Genomic DNA, 17,859 nt, shown 5'->3' with positions numbered 1-17,859 from the left:
AAAAGAGCCTTCGGCTCGATCCATATTGTAGGGCTGGACTTCAGTCCAGTTTTATATGTACAAAATAACCCGATGGGTTTTTAAATCCCATCGGGTTATTATTTGGTTCAAAGGTTAAAAAAACAAACCCGCGAAACCTCGTTTTATACGTTAAATCCGTGGGCAAAAATCTATGCATAAAACTTTTGTAAACTGGACTGAAGTCCAGCTCTACAATATAATTTGTTCCTTCGGAACTATAAAAGAGCCTTCGGCTCGATCCATATTGTAGGGCTGGACTTCAGTCCAGTTTTATATGTACAAAATAATCCGATGGGATTTTAAAATCCCATCGGGTTCTTATTTAGGTAAAAAACAAACCCGCGAAACCCCGTTTCATCCGTTAAATCCGTGAGCAAAAATCTATGCACAAAACCTTTGTAAACTGGACTTCAGTCCAGTTTTATATGCACAAAATAACCCGATGCGATTTTAATATCCAATCGGGTTATTATTTAGTTTAAAAATTTAATAAAACAAACCAGTGAAAACCTTGTTTTATCCGTTAAATCCGTGGGCAAAATCTACATATAGACCCTTTGCGATCTCCAAATATATTTGTAAAACTTCAATACAAAAACCTTTGCGCTCTTTGCGAAAAACCTTTGTGCTCTTTGCGTTAAAAAAACTTATGAAAACACCACAGTCTTATTACTATAAACCATTGTTTTATGTTCAGAATGTAACTTTATAGCTCTTGCCAAAACAATACGTTCCAAGTCACGCCCTTTCATAATAAAATCTTCAACAGAGTGAATATGAGAAACTCTCGCAATATCCTGTTCGATAATTGGACCTTCATCTAATTCTTCGGTAACATAATGGCTTGTTGCACCAATAATTTTTACTCCGCGTTTAAATGCAGAATGATAGGGTTTTGCACCCGGAAAAGCCGGTAAAAAAGAATGGTGAATATTGATAATCCTATTTTCGTAAAGCGAAATTAATTTTGGAGTAATAATCTGCATGTAGCGCGCTAAAACAATAAAATCGATATCATACCTTTTTAAAAGCTCAATTTGTTTTGCTTCACCTTCTTCCTTGTTGTCTTTTGTAAAAGGAACACAGTGAAACGGAATATCAAAACGTTCTGCAACAGATCGCAAATCGTTATGATTGCTTATAATAACCGGAATTTCAATATTTAATTCTTCTGCGCTGTATCTTCCTAAAATATCAAATAAACAATGATCGTATTTAGAAACAAACAATGCCATTTTTGGTTTTTGTTCCTGATTGTACAAATCCCATGACATTTTAAAATCGACAGCGAGAGTTTTATTAAATTCTTCTTTTAAGGATTCAATGGTAATTTTAGGATTGGTAAATTCACATTCCAATCGCATAAAAAATACATTTTGTTCCACATCAACATGCTGGTCGATGTAAGTAATATTTCCTTCCACTTTTGCAATAAAAGTAGTTACTGATGCAATGATGTTTTTTTGGTCTTTGCAATGAATCAGAATGGTTATTTTTTGCATTTAGTTTATTTTGGTTAGTAACAAAGTTGCAAAGATTCAAAGTGACAAAAGCTGCTTTTTACCTTTGTAACTTTGAGCCTTTGAACCTTAAAAAATTATTTTCCGTCCTGCATTGCAAAAACGCTTTTTAATAAAGGTGTTGTTCTTGCACTGATATTATTACGGATATCTTTTTCTTCTACAGCAATCATTTTAAAAACTCCTGCCAGTGCCTGATTAGTTGTATAATCAGTTAAATCAGGATTTACTTTTTTCACTAACGGAATAGTGTTGTATTTGTTGATGATTTTTGTCCAGACAACATCGGCACCTACTTTTTCAAAAGAGCTTTTAATTACCGGATTAAATTTTCCGTATAAAGCTGTTGTTGTTGTTCCTTGTAAATAACTAGTTGCGGCACTGTCATTTCCTAATAAGATATTTTTAGCATCGGTAAACGACATATTTTTAACTGCCGAAACAAATATAGGTGTTGCTTCTTTTACAGCATCTTCGGCTGCGCGGTTTAAAACTTTTATTCCTTCATCGGCCAGCGAGCCAAGACCAATTTTACGTAATGTAGCATCTACTTTTTGTAATTCTTCGGGCATTAAAATTTTTACGGCTTCATTTTTATAAAAACCATCTACTGCGGTTAATTTACTTACTTGTTGCGTAATTCCTTTGTTAAGGGCTTCTTTTAGTCCAGAAGCGATATCAACACCGCCAACTCCCGGAATCTGAGAAGATATTTGCGGTAATTGATTTAGAGTCTGTTGTACCTGCGCACATGACGTTAGAGAAAATGTAACGACTAATAAAAAAATCTTTTTCATTTATTGGGGTTTATTAAGGTTCAAAAATACTACATATTCAAAAATAAAGCCACAATTTATTTAACGGCACGTAACATTTTGTTTAATTATTAACATTCGTAATATTTTAATTTAATACAAAATCAAATAGTAAAAAAACTTAGCATCTCAGCAACTTAGATTCTTAGAAACTTAAAAAATCTATTTCTTCAATAAATCAATCTCTTCTTTTGTTTTCTCAATATAAACAGACATTTGATCGTATTTCCATTTTCCTCTTTTTGTAGCAACAACAAATAAAGTAGCTTTTCCTTTTGGGCCTTTTATAGGAATTTGTAAATCACAATTTCCGGTATCGTTGCTTGTGCTTATACTTCCAGACATCATTCCGTCAGTTTCAATTGGGTTTCCTAACTTTTCGATTACAACTTTATTGTGCTGTACAGCTGACATCGATTCTTTAAAAGCATCAGAATCTTTCATCATCGATGTTACTCCAAAAAATATTCCGCCAATAAATAAAGCAAAAAGAACTAAAAGGCCTAAACATCCTGTTGGCACAAACCATTTCCAGTTTCTGTCCCACCAATTTTTTTGAGGTTGATAATCGTCATTCATAGTAATAAAGGTTAATTTGTTGATTAGGTTAATTTTCTGAAAGATATTAATTTTCAGATGAAACAAAATAAAAAAATCACCTTATAAGCTATAAGATGATTTTTTGTTTTTTAGTTTAACGATTATTAAAAGCTATTTCTTCTAAGGCCTGTGGATTACTGATTACTTTATCTACTTCTTGTTTTCTCATATTGTCCTTATCTCCAGTTCCAGTGCTTAAAATAAGTTTTTTAGGGATAATTGGTGTTTTATTAAATATAGCAGAGTATAGTAAAACTGCCTGTAAAAATCCTCCATCGTTTGTAAAGTGAAGTATATTTTTACCATAACGAAGATTATCTTTATTATAACTTAAATATTTATAACCGCTTTTACCTTCATAAGCATCTTTAACAGCATCGCCAACCCTCAATAAACCTGCATTTTTAATATAAGCGGTAGCTAAAACGGCATTTTTTTGTAATTCCTTATAATAATCATCATATTCTGGATTTGTATATGGTAATGGAGACATATTTTGATAGACATATATGGCAACATCCGGACTATTTTTATGTATTTTTTCTACAATTAATTTTAAATTTGATCTATACTTTTCAAGATCTGTTAATGCAATTGGTGTCGCTTCCTGAAGCACAACAAAATCATAATAATTTCCATCCTTATCTCTATTAGAAAAAATTTGATTCGCTTCTGTTTTATTAGTATAATAAACTTTATCTAGTGAAACTCCCATTGTTACCAATTGTTGGACATTTATATGTTTATTATTAAAATTGCATAATTCCTGAAACAGCGTAGGAGCACTTACAAAATATTCTATTTGGCTATTTCCTATAAATAATATACGTGGAGGTCCTATAGCTTTTGGTGGTTTAGGATTGCTAAGTCCATCAGATGTAATCGCGTCTTGAGTGGTGAATTTATTGCATGAAATAAGTAAAGCTGCTATAATAAAACTAAAAATTAAAACGTATTTTTTCATTTATAAATGGATGATTTGGAATCTGCAAATCTCTGTTTAATCTATCATCATATAAGCCTCAAGATGATTTTAAAATAGTATTTTAAGACAAAAAAATGAGGGTATTACTTTCAACAAAATCTATATATAGTTTTATTGCTATAGAAGAATCAGGAAATTTTCAAAAGTTCTATTTAAAAAAAAATCACCTCATAAAATTTATAAGATGATTTAATTTTTGTTTTGATAAACGAATTACTAAAAGACATTTTTTTTCAAGCTTAGTAGGGTTTGCCTGAGTGTCTGGATAGGATTTGGTTTACCGTAACAAATTATATAACTTAGTTTTTTAGGGACAAAAAAGGCAGTTTAAACGTATTGTAAGCAGTATAGGTTTGGGTTGTAGACAGGATTAATAGTTTTTAAATCTGCCAGTACTGCGTGAGTGTAATTTTGACCGCCAATTGCTAAATAAAATAAAGATTTAGAAAGATAAAGTGGTCTAAAAGGTATTGTATGCCAGCAATTTGCTATATTCTTAAAAAAATGTTTTATGGCATACTTAAAAGTTTTTTCTTCGGGACGAACAAAATAAATAGTTGAACTTTTAGATTTGCTCATCATATTAGGAAACATTATAAATCTTGCTCCTTGCTGAATTAATAAATTTATTTCAAATAGTGTTAATCCATCGATATTTTCTGTTTTCATGATAAATTGATTTTGCAATTAATATTAGTGGTAGTATTACACTGCAAAGTTGCGACAGAAATCAAAATATTTTTAGACTTAAAAGTTTTAAGATTAATAAGTTAGGTTATTTTTGAAAATAGAAATCGGGAATTCATTGAAGTGAATTCCCGATTTTATTTTATTTATAATTGCTATTTAGTTTGAAGCTACGCCATCAACTGGAAATAAGAAATTATTTAATTCTGAATCTTTTTCATAAACATCCTGATAAAAACTGATTTCTCCGGAATCATGTACCCATGAAGTAAAATAAGTGATGTAAATAGGCACTTTATTTGGCAGTTTAAATGTACTTTCCGTTTTTCCTTCCATTGCTTTATTGATTTTTTCTGTTGTCCATTCCGGATAATCTTTAAGCATGGCAATAGCTAACTCTTTTGCTTTGTTTACGTTAATACAACCGTGGCTAAAAGTTCTTCTTTCAAAATCAAATAATGATTTTGCAGGAGTATCGTGCATGTAAATATCTTCAGGATTTGGGAAAATAAATTTCACTAATCCAAGAGAGTTGTTAGGACCTGGTTTTTGTCTAACCTGACCATTCACTATCTCCATATTTTTCTCTGTTAGATAATTAGGATCGGCAGCCATTTTCATTTTCAATTCATTATCGACAATACTTTGAGGAACTGTCCAGTATGGGCTGAAAACAATTTTATCAATATTTCCGTTAAATATGGTTGTTTTAGTTACCGCAGATCCCACAAAAACTTTAGAAGTAAGTTCCGGTTTTCCGTTTTTTACATATACTAATTCAAAAGAAGGAATATTTACAATAATATATTCTTTGTCTTTTAGAATTTTTGGAGAAATCCAACGGCATCTTTCCATATTGACCATCAAGGTATTAATCTTGTCTTTTAACGGAATGTTCATTTCTTTAATATGATCTGCAGATAAAATGTAATTTGGTTTAAACCCATTTCTAAGTTTATATTTCATTACACCATCCATTAATTCACGATCATAAAAATTACTTTTAGAGTCATGATCTAAATCACCCAAAATAAATAATCTCGTTCTAACTTGTCCAATTGTAGGTGTATTGGCGTCAGGTCTAAGATCTTTATAAGGAGATTCGGCAACGATAGGTTTCCAAACACCGGCTTTTTCTATTTCTCTGTATTTTTTAAGAGCATCCTGCAATTTATAATATTGGTTAAAAAGAAGTTCGTCATTTTTCTCTAATAAAGTAGGTTGAGTCATTAGAGAATCTAACAAAGTATCATAAGATATTTCTTTTTTTGGAAGAAGCCATCCTGTTTTTTTAGCAGTTTCGGCATCTAAACCAACATACACACGGTTCATATATATAATGTATGCAGAAGTTAAAAGCATATCAGAGTCTGCTTTTGATGGTTTATCGTTTGATCCTTTTTTGAAAATTTGATCAATTTCATATTTATAAGGAAGTTCAAAAATTAAACCTTCCTCATAAGTATCATTTAATTTGTCATACAAGGTTTTACCAAACTCATTGATTTTGTCATCTTCAAACCAAATTGATCCGTAAGATCTTGTTTTGTACAAGGAAACAACCTCGTTTTGATATTTTTTTAGATCAGAATACCTTTTAAAGAAATCAGTCAATACTTCACTGTCAACTTTTGTATCTGAATTGTTATTTAGATAAGATTTATTCAAACTTATGTTTTCTCTGGTATTACTATTATTATGCTTTCCAAAAGATAATATAGTGAAACTAAGAGCTAAAATTATGCTTACTGGATATGTTGTTTTCATTTTCATTTCAATTTTTACGTTACTACTTAGATTCGAAAGTTCTGGGTAAAAATTTGGGGCCTTTTCTACACTGCTAAATTACTTTAGGTTATTGATAATGAGTTGCTTTATTACATTTAGATTTTGCAAGATTGCCATGTTACAGGTTTATATAGTATAAATCAGCTGGTTAGCCTGTTTGTTACCTTAGTTATTAACGAAATCGATATATTTTTTAAAAACATAAAGGTTTGATCACCATCAAATATTAAAATATTTTGTAAATTGCTCCCTTTAAATTATCATATTCATAAAATGGAACAACAAATACCATATATTCCTAAAAATAAAGTAAGAATTGTAACCGCTGCTTCGCTTTTTGACGGCCATGATGCAGCAATAAACATAATGCGTCGTATAATTCAGTCAACAGGAGTTGAGGTAATTCACCTTGGACATGACAGAAGTGTAGAGGAAGTGGTGAATACAGCAATCCAGGAAGATGCCAATGCCATTGCCATGACATCTTACCAGGGCGGGCACAACGAATACTTTAAATATATGTATGACTTGCTTCATGAAAAGGGAGCGGGGCACATTAAAATTTTTGGCGGCGGCGGCGGCGTAATTCTGCCAAGCGAAATTTCAGAATTACATGAATATGGAATTACCCGAATTTATGCTCCAGATGACGGCCGTTCGTTAGGACTTCAGGGAATGATTAATGATTTGGTACAGCAGTCTGATTTTCCTATTGGAGATAAATTAAACGGAGAAATCGATCATATCGAAAATAAAGTTCCCACGGCAATTGCACGTTTGATTTCGGCAGCCGAGAATTTCCCTGAAATTGCAAAACCTGTTTTTGATAAAATTCACGAAAGTAATACCAATTCTATAATTCCGGTTTTAGGAATTACGGGAACGGGTGGAGCCGGAAAATCATCTTTGGTTGATGAATTAGTTCGTCGTTTTTTAATTGATTTTCCTGAAAAAACAATCGGATTGATTTCTGTGGATCCTTCTAAGAGAAAAACCGGAGGAGCACTTTTAGGAGACAGAATCCGTATGAATGCCATTAATAATCCTCGTGTATATATGCGTTCGCTGGCGACACGTCAGTCGAATTTGGCTTTATCTAAATATGTTGCCGAAGCGATTCAGGTTTTAAAAGCCGCAAAATACGATTTGATTATTCTGGAAACTTCGGGAATTGGACAATCTGACACCGAGATTATGGATCATTCTGATGTATCCTTATATGTAATGACACCTGAGTTTGGAGCAGCAACGCAATTGGAAAAAATCGACATGCTTGATTTCGCCGATTTAGTGGCTTTAAACAAATTTGATAAACGTGGTGCGCTTGATGCTTTGCGCGATGTAAAAAAACAATACCAGCGCAACCATAATTTGTGGGATAAAAATCCAGATGAAATGCCTGTTTTCGGAACGATTGCTTCGCAGTTTAACGATCCGGGAATGAACACGCTTTATAAAGCGATTATGGATAAAGTGGTCGAAAAAACGAATTCTGAATTGAAATCGACTTTTGAAATCACTAAAGAAATGAGTGAGAAAATCTTCGTGATTCCGCCACACAGAACGCGTTATTTATCTGAAATTGCAGAGAATAACAGATCTTATGATGAAATCGCACTTTCGCAGCAAAAAGTAGCGCAGAAATTGTACGGAATTTTCAAAACGATAGAATCGGTTTCTGGAAAAGTGCCACAAATTAATAAAGCTGGGATCGATGATTCGACTGTTTTACCAAGTGCAGCTCAGCCACATGACGAAAACAGAATCTTTTTAAATCTTTTACTGAATCAGTTTGATAAAGTAAAAATGGATTTAGATCCGTACAATTGGGAAATTATCCTGAATTGGGATGAAAAAGTGGCGAAATACAAAAATCCGGTTTACTCGTTTAAAGTTCGTGATAAAGAAATCAAGATTGCAACGCATTCTGAAAGTTTATCCCATTTACAGATTCCGAAAATTGCTTTACCTAAATATGAAGCGTGGGGCGATATCCTCCGTTGGAATTTACAGGAAAATGTTCCCGGAGAATTTCCTTTTGCTTCGGGATTATATCCGTTTAAACGTGAAGGCGAAGATCCGTCGAGAATGTTTGCGGGCGAGGGCGGACCAGAAAGAACCAATAAACGTTTTCATTATGTAAGTGCGGGATTGCCGGCAAAACGACTTTCTACTGCTTTTGACAGTGTAACTTTATACGGAAACGATCCAGATTTGCGTCCGGATATTTACGGGAAAATTGGAAATGCGGGAGTTTCTATTTGTTGTTTAGATGATGCTAAAAAGCTGTATTCAGGTTTTGATTTGGTTCATGCTTTAACTTCGGTTAGTATGACAATTAACGGGCCTGCGCCAATGCTTTTAGGCTTTTTTATGAATGCGGCAATCGATCAGCAATGCGAATTGTATATTAAAGCCAATGAATTAGAAAAAGAAGTTGAGGCAAAAATCAACAAAATATATGCTGGAAAAGGTATTGAAAGACCAAAATACCAAGGCGATTTACCAGAAGGAAACAACGGTTTAGGATTAATGCTTTTGGGCGTTACCGGAGATCAGGTTTTACCTTTGGAAGTTTATAATGAAATAAAAGTCAAAACGTTATCACAAGTTCGTGGAACGGTTCAGGCCGATATTTTAAAAGAAGATCAAGCACAGAATACTTGTATTTTCTCAACCGAATTTGCTTTGCGATTAATGGGCGACGTTCAGGAATATTTTATTACTAAAAACGTTCGTAATTTCTATTCGGTTTCGATTTCAGGATATCATATTGCCGAGGCGGGCGCAAACCCAATTACGCAATTGGCTTTTACGCTTTCAAATGGTTTCACTTACGTGGAATATTATTTGAGCCGCGGAATGAACATCAACGATTTTGGACCAAATTTATCGTTCTTCTTCTCCAACGGAGTTGATCCTGAATATTCAGTAATTGGTCGTGTGGCGCGTAAAATTTGGGCGAAAGCCATGAAAAACAAATACGGAGCCAACGAAAGAGCACAAATGTTGAAATATCACATTCAAACTTCGGGACGTTCGTTACACGCACAGGAAATTGATTTTAATGATATTAGAACGACTTTACAGGCTTTATATGCTATTTATGATAACTGTAATTCATTGCATACCAATGCTTACGACGAAGCAATTACAACGCCTACAGAAGAATCTGTACGTCGTGCCATGGCGATTCAGTTGATTATTAATAAAGAATTAGGTTTAGCGAAAAACGAAAATCCAATTCAAGGTTCGTTCATCATAGAAGAATTAACCGATTTAGTAGAAGCAGCAGTTTTACAAGAATTCGACAGAATTACAGAACGCGGCGGAGTTCTTGGCGCAATGGAAACGATGTACCAAAGATCTAAAATTCAGGAAGAAAGTTTGTATTATGAAACTTTGAAACACAACGGAGATTTCCCAATTGTGGGTGTGAATACTTTCCTGAGTTCAAAAGGTTCTCCAACGGTAATTCCGGCTGAGGTTATTCGCGCAACCGAAGAAGAAAAACAATATCAAATTACGATGTTGGATAACCTGCATCAATTTCACGAAGCAAAAGTTAATGAGCATTTAAATAATTTACAGCAAGCGGCTATTAAAAACGAAAATTTATTCGATCATTTAATGGAAGCTACAAAGGTTTGTTCTTTAGGTCAGATTACTTCGGCATTGTTTGAAGTGGGCGGGCAGTATAGAAGGAATATGTAGATTTTTTTATTTTTTAATGATATGGAAAAACCTCTCAAGATTTTTGAGAGGTTTTTTTGTTTACTATAATTGGAAAATATTTAGCACTTTACGGGTTTCCTTAATTTTATAAGAAAATGTTTGTATATATTAGCTTAGGAAAAAATAAAAATACTATTATATGTTGGGTAATTTAATTAAATATTCAGATTTTTATACCGCACCAATTCCAGATAACCCAATTGAGCTTATAATAGATATTCCAAAAGAAGAACTTATCGCTACTATTGTTGCGATCAATACAAGGCTAAAACCTCTAGGAGTAAGTCATTTTGATGATTCAAGAGATACACAAATCAATTGTTTGAGAACAATTTTTCTAGACAATGAAAATCATATTGAGCAATCATTTTGCTTATCAATAATTAATAAATATATTATTACACCTTCTAATAATAACTTATTTTCTAGAGTAACTTGTTTGTATGCTTTACAAGAAATTTTGAATTTTAATGGTTTCGCGAAAGAAACGCCGGAATACAATTTTGATAACAGAGAAAGAATATTCAAATTCTTATTAATTGCTAATAATCAAATTTTAAAAGGAGATAGCAATTATAAAAAAGAAGGTTATGAACAACTTGGAAATGATTTTTTTGAGTTTTTTATGTTCCGAGAATTGCATCACAATCAATACAATGAATGTTCTAACTCGATTAATGTTTTCTATAAATCATGGTTTCTATTGCATAAAATTGAAAATCATCATATTTTTTCGAACCATTTTAAAAATTATCTAACCTGGTATTATAAAGTTGAAAACGCAGATGCATTTTTAAAGAATATTTTTTGGGCCTATATAAAAAGTTATGATGAGACTTTAAAATTAAGATATCTTAATGTTTTAAAAAGTGAACTGGACACAATTAAAGTACTTGATGCTTTTAGTGCTGATCGTGAATTTAAAGTTTTGGAAAAAGACAATTTAGAGGTTTTTGATTTCTCACGGATTAAAAAAAGCCCTTTATTTAAAGGAAGGATGAAAGACGAAAAAGATACTATTGGATATCTTATACTTGACGATGGATTTTTTTTAGAAAAGGCATATTCACTATTAATAAATGATTTTTGGTTTGATTATTTAAAGCCTAATGAGATTTGTACAAGGAAAGATTGGGGAAGTTTTATAGGCACAGATTTTTACGAACCTTTTTTATGCGAAATTTTTCTGGAGTCATTTTCAAATACTCCAGAATTTATTTTCAGATCTACCGATGAATTAAAATTTAAGATAGAGGGTAGACCAATTGAATATGCAGATTTTTATATTCGTGAAAAACAAAATGTTGCATTAATCGAAGCAAAAAGTTCATATCTAGCGATTATTAATGGATATAAAACGGTTTCCACAATTGATGATTTTAGAAAATTAAATTTAGAAGAATTTTATGATGATTATGGTTTAGTTCAACTTGTTTCCAAAACTATTAAAAAATTTCATTTGTATAAAAATCATATTGCAGATGATAAATTTAATTCAAATCGGAAAGTTCAGCTTTACCCAATATTAATTGTTAATGATCCCATATTTAGCTCATCTTTAGCTTCATTTGTTTTTAAAAGAAAATTTAATGAATTATTAGAAAAAGAGGGAATTAATAAAAAAGTAAAAGAACATAATATTAAAGATTTGTGTATAATGAATGTAAGTCATTTACAGGATATGGAACAAAGTTTAATAGATAAAAAAAACAATTTTTTCAAAATTCTAGATACATATCTTCTAATGTCTAATTATAATAATAAGGCTAATTTTAATCGATATAATTTCTTAAGAACTTTTGACCATGTTTTGCATGCTAAAATTAAAGAAGGATTAATTGCTAATAGAATAAAAGGTTTAAAATGGCTAGAGGAATAGGCTTTTACCTGTTGGCACAGCGTCCCGCTCGAGAACCCAAAGTTTATATAACAAAATTGAAATTCAGTAGATGTACACGAGCGGGAAGTTTATTTTGTATTTGAATGATTCGGCAAATCTGAATTATGGACTTGATTTAGTCCTAAACCCGTCGTAGTACCAGAATGTGTGTGATATTTTACCAACTATCACATATAAAATTTAACGTAAATAAAATAAAAAAAACAGAAAATGGAAACAAGACAAGTCGAAGTAAGAACAGCACATGCAAAAAATTACCTAATGAATAATGAGAATGTACAAGTTGAAGCTAAATGGGAAATAGGAACTTTTCATTGTTGGGAGCAAAATCGTGATGGCGAGTATAGTAAAGTTTACGCAATTGTTGAAATAGGAAATGGAACGGTTGGAAGATTTGATATTGAAGATATAAAATTTACAGGCAAACCAAATGGAGCAAATCTGTTTGAAGACGGTTTGGATATTGAAATCGAATAATTACCAAAAATACTTATGGAAAACTTATACTACAATGGCATACTTTCGTACCACTTTTCAATTGTCATAAAGTCTACTGACCATCAAATCTGTCTATCGATTTCGAAAAAAATAAAGGATTATTTATCAGCTTGGTCATTTAGCTGTAGTTTTTCGAAGGAAAGTAAATCCGCTCCTAAAGGTGATGTTTTAAATAGAGAAATTCAAGCTAGATTTGAAGATTATCCAGTAGATATTATCGCTTTTAGAGAAGGTTTACGATGTATATGTTTTCATTATGATTTATTTACAGAAAACACAACTGTCAAAATTGTTGACCACGGCACTTCTCCAAAAGATAGTCACTTGAATATACTAAAATGAGTAAAAAAAGTACCCCCCGCTAGCGCGAGCGTCCCGCTCGTGAACGCAAAGAAATGCACGAGCGAGACGCTCGCGCCAGCAGAAGATTAACATTGTCGAGCTTCTCGTGAAGATTTCTCCTCCGTCGAAATGACAATATTGCGGTTATTTTTAATAAAGTTCTATAAAAAGTTCCGAAGGAACGAAGCATATTGTAGAGATGGATTTTAATCCATCATGACAAAGAAATTCCGTAATTAATTCCATTTGCTCACACCAGCAAAACAATAAAATTCCATGAAGTTTGTCATTTCGACCGAAGGGAGAAATCGCACTAGAAGCTCGACAATACAAATCGCCAATCTTTGCAGAATTACTAGTGCGATTTCTCCTCCGTCGAAATGACAATATTGTGGTTAAAGAACTTCTATAAAAAGTTCCGAAGGAACGAAGCATATTGTAATGATGGATTTAATCCATCATGAAAAGAAATTGCGTAATCAAAATCTATTAGCTCGTGACAGCAAAGAGAAAGTTATACCAATAATTTTTTAGCTTCTTCTATATTAGGTTCTCTTGCTAATTTCAATACGCTTGCCATTACTTCTAACCAATGTCCTTCACTATGAGTGTCATGAAATGAAGCTCCGTAAAATGAAGCGGTTGATGGATACGAAACAATATTTTTCTCTTTTGCAATTTCTGAAAATATTATGGCTAATTTTTCTTTATTAATTATTGTTGTTTCAAACCTTTCAGGCAAAATGCTACAGGTACAAAATAATGTTAAGCATAGATTTGATAACTCTTTATAAGTTACATTATTTGATATAGATTGATTTAAATAATGAAAAAGTTCTTTGGTATTATAATCCATGAATTTTATATTTAATGCGCTTTTAAGTTTTACGAGGGACATTTATATCACCAAAAGCTTTTCAGCTTTAAAAGTAAAAAAATAAGATCATTCATCAACCATTTCCCCAACACAACTCAAAAACTCCATTTCACTCAAAGGAAACATCTGCAAAACAGTTTCTAAAATTAAACTCACATTAATAGCTTGATTTTTCTTTTCTGGAACATTATGCATATCGTGATCGAGTGCGAGAATGCATAATTTTAGCATATCGGTAATAACGCTGCCTAATTCGAGATAATTTAAAACTTCAATTTGAGCGATATAAGTTTTAGATTCGTCATTTGCGGGTTTTAGAGTTCGGAAATGCAGGGCAGTTAATCTTTTTAGGTTTTTTACAATTTCGATTTCATTTGTTTCCATAAGGCGTGTATTTAGTTGTGTTAGATAATTACTTTACAATTTGGCTTTTATAAATTTATTATAAGAAAAATTGTACTTTTGTTTGATTCGGCGAAGGAAGAAATACATTGTATTTTACCAAACCATTTCTGCTGGTATCGTACTGTACTAAATAAGTTAGTTACCCGTGGAAGTTTTCACACTTAATTATTATCTTTGAATTATGAGCACACTAACAAAACCAAATCATATAGGGCGAAAAATAAGCCGTATTCGTGAACTTCGTGATATGAAACAGGAAGCTTTGGCGCAGGCTTTGGGAATAAGTCAGCAAACAATTTCGGCTATTGAAAACAGCGAAACAATAGAAGAAGAAAGACTTATTGAAGTAGCAAAAGCTCTTGGTGTAACAGTTGAAGCCATTAAAAGTTTTTCAGAAGAAGGGATGATTAATTATTTCAATACTTTTACAGATACAAAAGATAGCCAAGTAAATTTCGGAAATAGTAATAATTGCACTTTCAATCCATTAGATAAATTAATGGAAACTGTAGAAGAAAATAAAAATCTTTACGAACGTTTGCTTCAGTCAGAAAAGAGAAAATCGAATATTTAGAGAAATTGCTAAAAGAGAAATAGTAATTGAATAGAAATAAAAGCATTCGCCACAGCGAATGCTTTTCTCATTTAAAGAAAAAACTATCTAATTGTTGAAAATAGTATTAGAAAATAAAGGAATAAAAACAGACACTTTTTATATACCGCCTTTTGTTTTATATGAAGGTGAAATGATTGTTTTGTATTTGTACAACGGGAAACATTTATATGATACCGAAGTATTTCTCAGGGATATTTTTTGTGGCAATAGAAAACATGAAAATGTTACTTTATATAGAAAAATGACCTTTGTTGATTATTTTAGAAGATCATATTTTAGGGATACTTTTTTTCCTTTAACGGTAAAACGGTATCTTAAAAAAAATGCAGATCTTAAGAGTCCGTTATCTAGAAAAATATTTGAATATAAAGGGAAATGGATAACACCTGAAACAAAATTAGAGATAATTCCAGGAACGCCTAAAAAGTTGTTAACCTTATATGCAGCTCTTTCAAAAACGAAAGATATAGTTTTTGATCTTGGAGCATTGGATGATGAAGGTTATGAGTACTCTTTTAAAAAGGTAGAAGAAATTGTAAAACAAGATGGAGGTTCAGCAATTTTGTTACATTGTTTTGATAATATGGGAGAATATGCATCTAAGATTATAACTTTAGAATGGAATGACGGTCATCCTCCGCCAGGGAATTAATTTCATTTCAATTTTTAAATAAAAAAAAGCAGCTCCATCTTATAGAGCTGCTTTCATTTTTTTTGTGGGGCAAAAAAAGTGGTTTAACGACGAAATCCTGGACTATGGTTCACAGATTCGTCTAACTTAACAGTTTTTGCCTTTTTTGCAACAACCTTAATTTCGTGTTTAGCAACTTTTTCGTTTGCTTTAACCTCTAACACATAAGTTCCGGCTGGTAAACCTTCTAAACTTATTGTTTTCGAAACTTCTAATTTGTTTGCTGCAGAATCTCCCGCATAAAGTAAATTGTGATTTTCGTCATAGATAGAAAAAGATGATTTTTCAAAGGTGTCTAAAGTAAAGCTAACTACTTTTCCGTTTCCAGTTTGAATGTTTAAAATGTAATCGCCTTTTCCATCAATGGCGTAAGAAAAAAGAGTTGCAAAAAAGAAGGCTGCAACAAGACCGGTTTTGGTAAATTTTGTCATGTTTTTTTAAAGTTTTATTACTAAATGTGGAACGTCCAAAACTACAAATACAAATTTAATTTTCCGCAAAAAAATCATGTTTTTTAATACTTAAAATGCTGAATTAAAACTATTTCTGTGTTTTGTCTACGCTATGTACGTAAATACGGGGCTTGAGGTTTTTAAAAAAATGAATTTTTTTAATGCTATAAAAACCAGATACATACAATTATTAAGAATAATTTTTCAAAAATTTTCAATTTTTTCAAAAACCGAAAAATTTAACATAAAAAAACAGCTCAATAACCACAAAGAGCTGTTTCTAAAACTTACGTTTTTTAACTTTTACTAACTATCTAACCTATTTTTTATACTTACAATAAGTATACCTTTTTTAGCGCACTGCTACGCGTGTATTTTTTTCTGAAACTGTTTTATAAACAGATGAAACTGCTTTTGCAGATAATACAGTTGTATCGTCTGTAATTGTAATTTCGTGTCTAACTTTTTTCACATTGTCTTCTGCTTCTAAAAAGTAAGTTCCCTCTGGAAATTCTTCTAAGCTAAAAGTTCTTAGTATTCCATCTTTACCTGAAGCAGTTTCAGAATAAATTAGATTTCCGTCTTTGTCATAAATTGCCAGGGTTGCTTTTTGCAATTTGTTGATCGCAAATGTGATCAGCTTTCCGTTAGCTTTTATTACATGAAGATTAAAGTCTTCATTTCCATCAATTGCATATGTACTTCCTGTAAAAAGTACTGCACATACTAAACTCAATTTTAAAATCTTTTTCATAACTGTTAGTTTTAAATTATTAGTTTAATTCTCTGATGTAAAAGTATTACAGAAATCCAGTTTTTTTAACAACTCTGTTTTCCAATTTCGATGCTGTATTCTCATTTACGAAACCGTTATAGGTTAAAGTTTGAATTATTTATATCGTTTTTGTTAATTCGGTTATTATTTTTCAACGTTTTTGTAAATATTTGATTTTACTTTTTTCTTACATTTTGATAATAAACGAAGTTGTAAAGAAGGGAATTGTAAAGTAGGTTTTACCAAAAAGTAAAGAGCAAAAAAAAACAGCTCAATAACCACAAAGAGCTGTTTTAAAACTTACGTTTTCTAACTTTACTAACTATCTAACCTCATTTTTATACTGTATGCGAGTATAAATTTTTAAGTGTATTTGGGGCAACACTATATTTTTTGCAGAAATCTGCTTAATTAATTGATTTTGTAGACAAAACTGTTTTTTCACTTGTAACTGTGATTTCGTGTCTTGCTTTTTTGAAGTTGTCTTCGATTTCTAAAAAGTAAGTTCCGGTTGGAAATTCTTCTAAACTAAAAGTTCTCAAGATTCCGTCTTTACCAGAAGCATTTTCAGAATAAATTAAATTATTGTTTTTGTCATATATACTAATACTTGCTTTTTGAGTTTGGTTTAAAGCAAAAGTGATTAGTTTTCCGTTAGCTCTTAATACGTGTAGATTAAAAGCGTTATTTCCGTCAATTGCATAAGTACTTAATCCTGATAAAAGTACAGCACATACTAAACTCAATTTTAAATTCTTTTTCATGGTATTTGTTTTTGATGTTATTATCTCTAATTCTCTGATGTAAAATTACTTTAGATATATATGTTTTATATCAACTCTATTTTCCAATTTCGATGCTGTATTCTCATTTACGAAACCGTTATAGGTTAAAATTTGAATTATTTTTATCGTTTTCGTTAATTCAGCTATTATTTTTCAAAGATTTTGGGAAAAGTTGCAGAGGTTCAAAGAGGCAAAGGTTTTTTTTAAAGATGCTGAGATTCTGAGATACTAAGGTTCTGAGTTTTTTTCAAAACTTGCGCAAAAAATCTAACTCTAAAATCTGCATTATGGATTTTGTGTTTCCGTGGTTGAAACCACGGGGAACGTAATGAAGCCACAATACAATATCAACTATATGTTCCCGTGG

16 protein-coding genes and 1 pseudogene are annotated in these 17,859 nt (G+C 31.6%); 6 read left to right on the top strand and 11 right to left on the bottom strand.

What is annotated here, in order from left to right; all coding sequences use genetic code 11:
• Positions 1-668: 668 nt before the first annotated feature.
• The 6 genes from purU to ACODSB_RS23485 all read right to left on the bottom strand — a co-directional run bounded on the left by purU (position 669) and on the right by ACODSB_RS23485 (position 6,395).
• Positions 669-1,523: a formyltetrahydrofolate deformylase gene (gene purU, locus ACODSB_RS23510; RefSeq protein ID WP_053474131.1), complete on the bottom strand. Its 855-nt coding sequence runs from the start codon at positions 1,521-1,523 to the stop codon at positions 669-671.
• 95 nt (positions 1,524-1,618) lie between these two features.
• A complete protein-coding gene (locus ACODSB_RS23505; protein ID WP_053474130.1) occupies positions 1,619-2,338 on the bottom strand; it encodes a DUF4197 domain-containing protein in 720 nt (239 codons plus the stop codon).
• Positions 2,339-2,518: 180 nt separating this feature from the next.
• Positions 2,519-2,935 (bottom strand): cytochrome c oxidase assembly factor Coa1 family protein, encoded by a 417-nt coding sequence (locus tag ACODSB_RS23500; protein ID WP_488938820.1) that lies wholly within the window; start codon positions 2,933-2,935, stop codon positions 2,519-2,521.
• A gap of 115 nt (positions 2,936-3,050) precedes the next feature.
• Complete coding sequence (locus ACODSB_RS23495) at positions 3,051-3,920, bottom strand: SGNH/GDSL hydrolase family protein (protein ID WP_488938819.1); 870 nt, start codon at positions 3,918-3,920, stop codon at positions 3,051-3,053.
• 348 nt (positions 3,921-4,268) lie between these two features.
• On the bottom strand, positions 4,269-4,610 hold the full coding sequence (locus ACODSB_RS23490) for a hypothetical protein (protein WP_488938818.1): 342 nt from the start codon (positions 4,608-4,610) through the stop codon (positions 4,269-4,271).
• A gap of 177 nt (positions 4,611-4,787) precedes the next feature.
• Entirely contained in the window at positions 4,788-6,395 is a 1,608-nt protein-coding gene (locus ACODSB_RS23485; protein WP_488938817.1) for a L,D-transpeptidase family protein, read from the bottom strand.
• A 294-nt stretch (positions 6,396-6,689) separates the two neighbouring features.
• Here ACODSB_RS23485 and ACODSB_RS23480 point away from each other — a divergent pair, with 294 nt between their 5' ends.
• From ACODSB_RS23480 to ACODSB_RS23465, 4 genes are all read left to right on the top strand, one after another.
• Positions 6,690-10,130 (top strand): methylmalonyl-CoA mutase family protein, encoded by a 3,441-nt coding sequence (locus ACODSB_RS23480; protein WP_488938816.1) that lies wholly within the window; start codon positions 6,690-6,692, stop codon positions 10,128-10,130.
• Positions 10,131-10,290: 160 nt separating this feature from the next.
• Entirely contained in the window at positions 10,291-12,030 is a 1,740-nt protein-coding gene (locus ACODSB_RS23475) for a hypothetical protein (RefSeq protein WP_488938815.1), read from the top strand.
• 231 nt (positions 12,031-12,261) lie between these two features.
• Positions 12,262-12,528, top strand: a complete 267-nt coding sequence (locus ACODSB_RS23470) for a hypothetical protein (RefSeq protein ID WP_488938814.1) — start codon at positions 12,262-12,264, stop codon at positions 12,526-12,528.
• A 15-nt stretch (positions 12,529-12,543) separates the two neighbouring features.
• Positions 12,544-12,891, top strand: coding sequence for a hypothetical protein (locus ACODSB_RS23465; RefSeq protein ID WP_488938813.1), 348 nt, complete (start codon positions 12,544-12,546; stop codon positions 12,889-12,891).
• 514 nt (positions 12,892-13,405) lie between these two features.
• Here the strand turns inward: ACODSB_RS23465 and ACODSB_RS23460 are convergent.
• Together ACODSB_RS23460 and ACODSB_RS23455 are read right to left on the bottom strand one after the other, a co-directional pair.
• Positions 13,406-13,747, bottom strand: coding sequence for a hypothetical protein (locus ACODSB_RS23460; protein ID WP_488938812.1), 342 nt, complete (start codon positions 13,745-13,747; stop codon positions 13,406-13,408).
• An 87-nt stretch (positions 13,748-13,834) separates the two neighbouring features.
• A complete protein-coding gene (locus ACODSB_RS23455) occupies positions 13,835-14,152 on the bottom strand; it encodes a hypothetical protein (protein WP_488938811.1) in 318 nt (105 codons plus the stop codon).
• Positions 14,153-14,354: 202 nt separating this feature from the next.
• On the opposite strand from ACODSB_RS23455, the pseudogene ACODSB_RS23450 reads away from it, so the two are divergent.
• Both ACODSB_RS23450 and ACODSB_RS23445 read left to right on the top strand, forming a co-directional pair.
• A pseudogene (locus ACODSB_RS23450) lies at positions 14,355-14,770 on the top strand (helix-turn-helix domain-containing protein).
• A 71-nt stretch (positions 14,771-14,841) separates the two neighbouring features.
• Positions 14,842-15,441, top strand: a complete 600-nt coding sequence (locus ACODSB_RS23445; protein ID WP_488938810.1) for a hypothetical protein — start codon at positions 14,842-14,844, stop codon at positions 15,439-15,441.
• Between the two features lie 83 nt (positions 15,442-15,524).
• Here ACODSB_RS23445 and ACODSB_RS23440 read toward each other — a convergent pair whose 3' ends face one another.
• The 3 genes from ACODSB_RS23440 to ACODSB_RS23430 all read right to left on the bottom strand — a co-directional run bounded on the left by ACODSB_RS23440 (position 15,525) and on the right by ACODSB_RS23430 (position 17,471).
• The gene (locus tag ACODSB_RS23440) at positions 15,525-15,911 is read right to left on the bottom strand and encodes a T9SS type A sorting domain-containing protein (RefSeq protein WP_053474117.1); all 387 of its coding nucleotides are present in this window, start codon (positions 15,909-15,911) and stop codon (positions 15,525-15,527) included.
• 373 nt (positions 15,912-16,284) lie between these two features.
• Positions 16,285-16,686, bottom strand: a complete 402-nt coding sequence (locus ACODSB_RS23435; protein ID WP_053474115.1) for a T9SS type A sorting domain-containing protein — start codon at positions 16,684-16,686, stop codon at positions 16,285-16,287.
• 428 nt (positions 16,687-17,114) lie between these two features.
• Positions 17,115-17,471 (bottom strand): T9SS type A sorting domain-containing protein, encoded by a 357-nt coding sequence (locus ACODSB_RS23430; RefSeq protein WP_053474114.1) that lies wholly within the window; start codon positions 17,469-17,471, stop codon positions 17,115-17,117.
• Positions 17,472-17,859: the final 388 nt, after the last annotated feature.

It is taken from the genome of Flavobacterium sp. FG68 (genome assembly GCF_057808895.1).
Note: the sequence above shows the minus strand (reverse complement) of the source record. Positions and strands in the feature narration are given on the sequence as shown.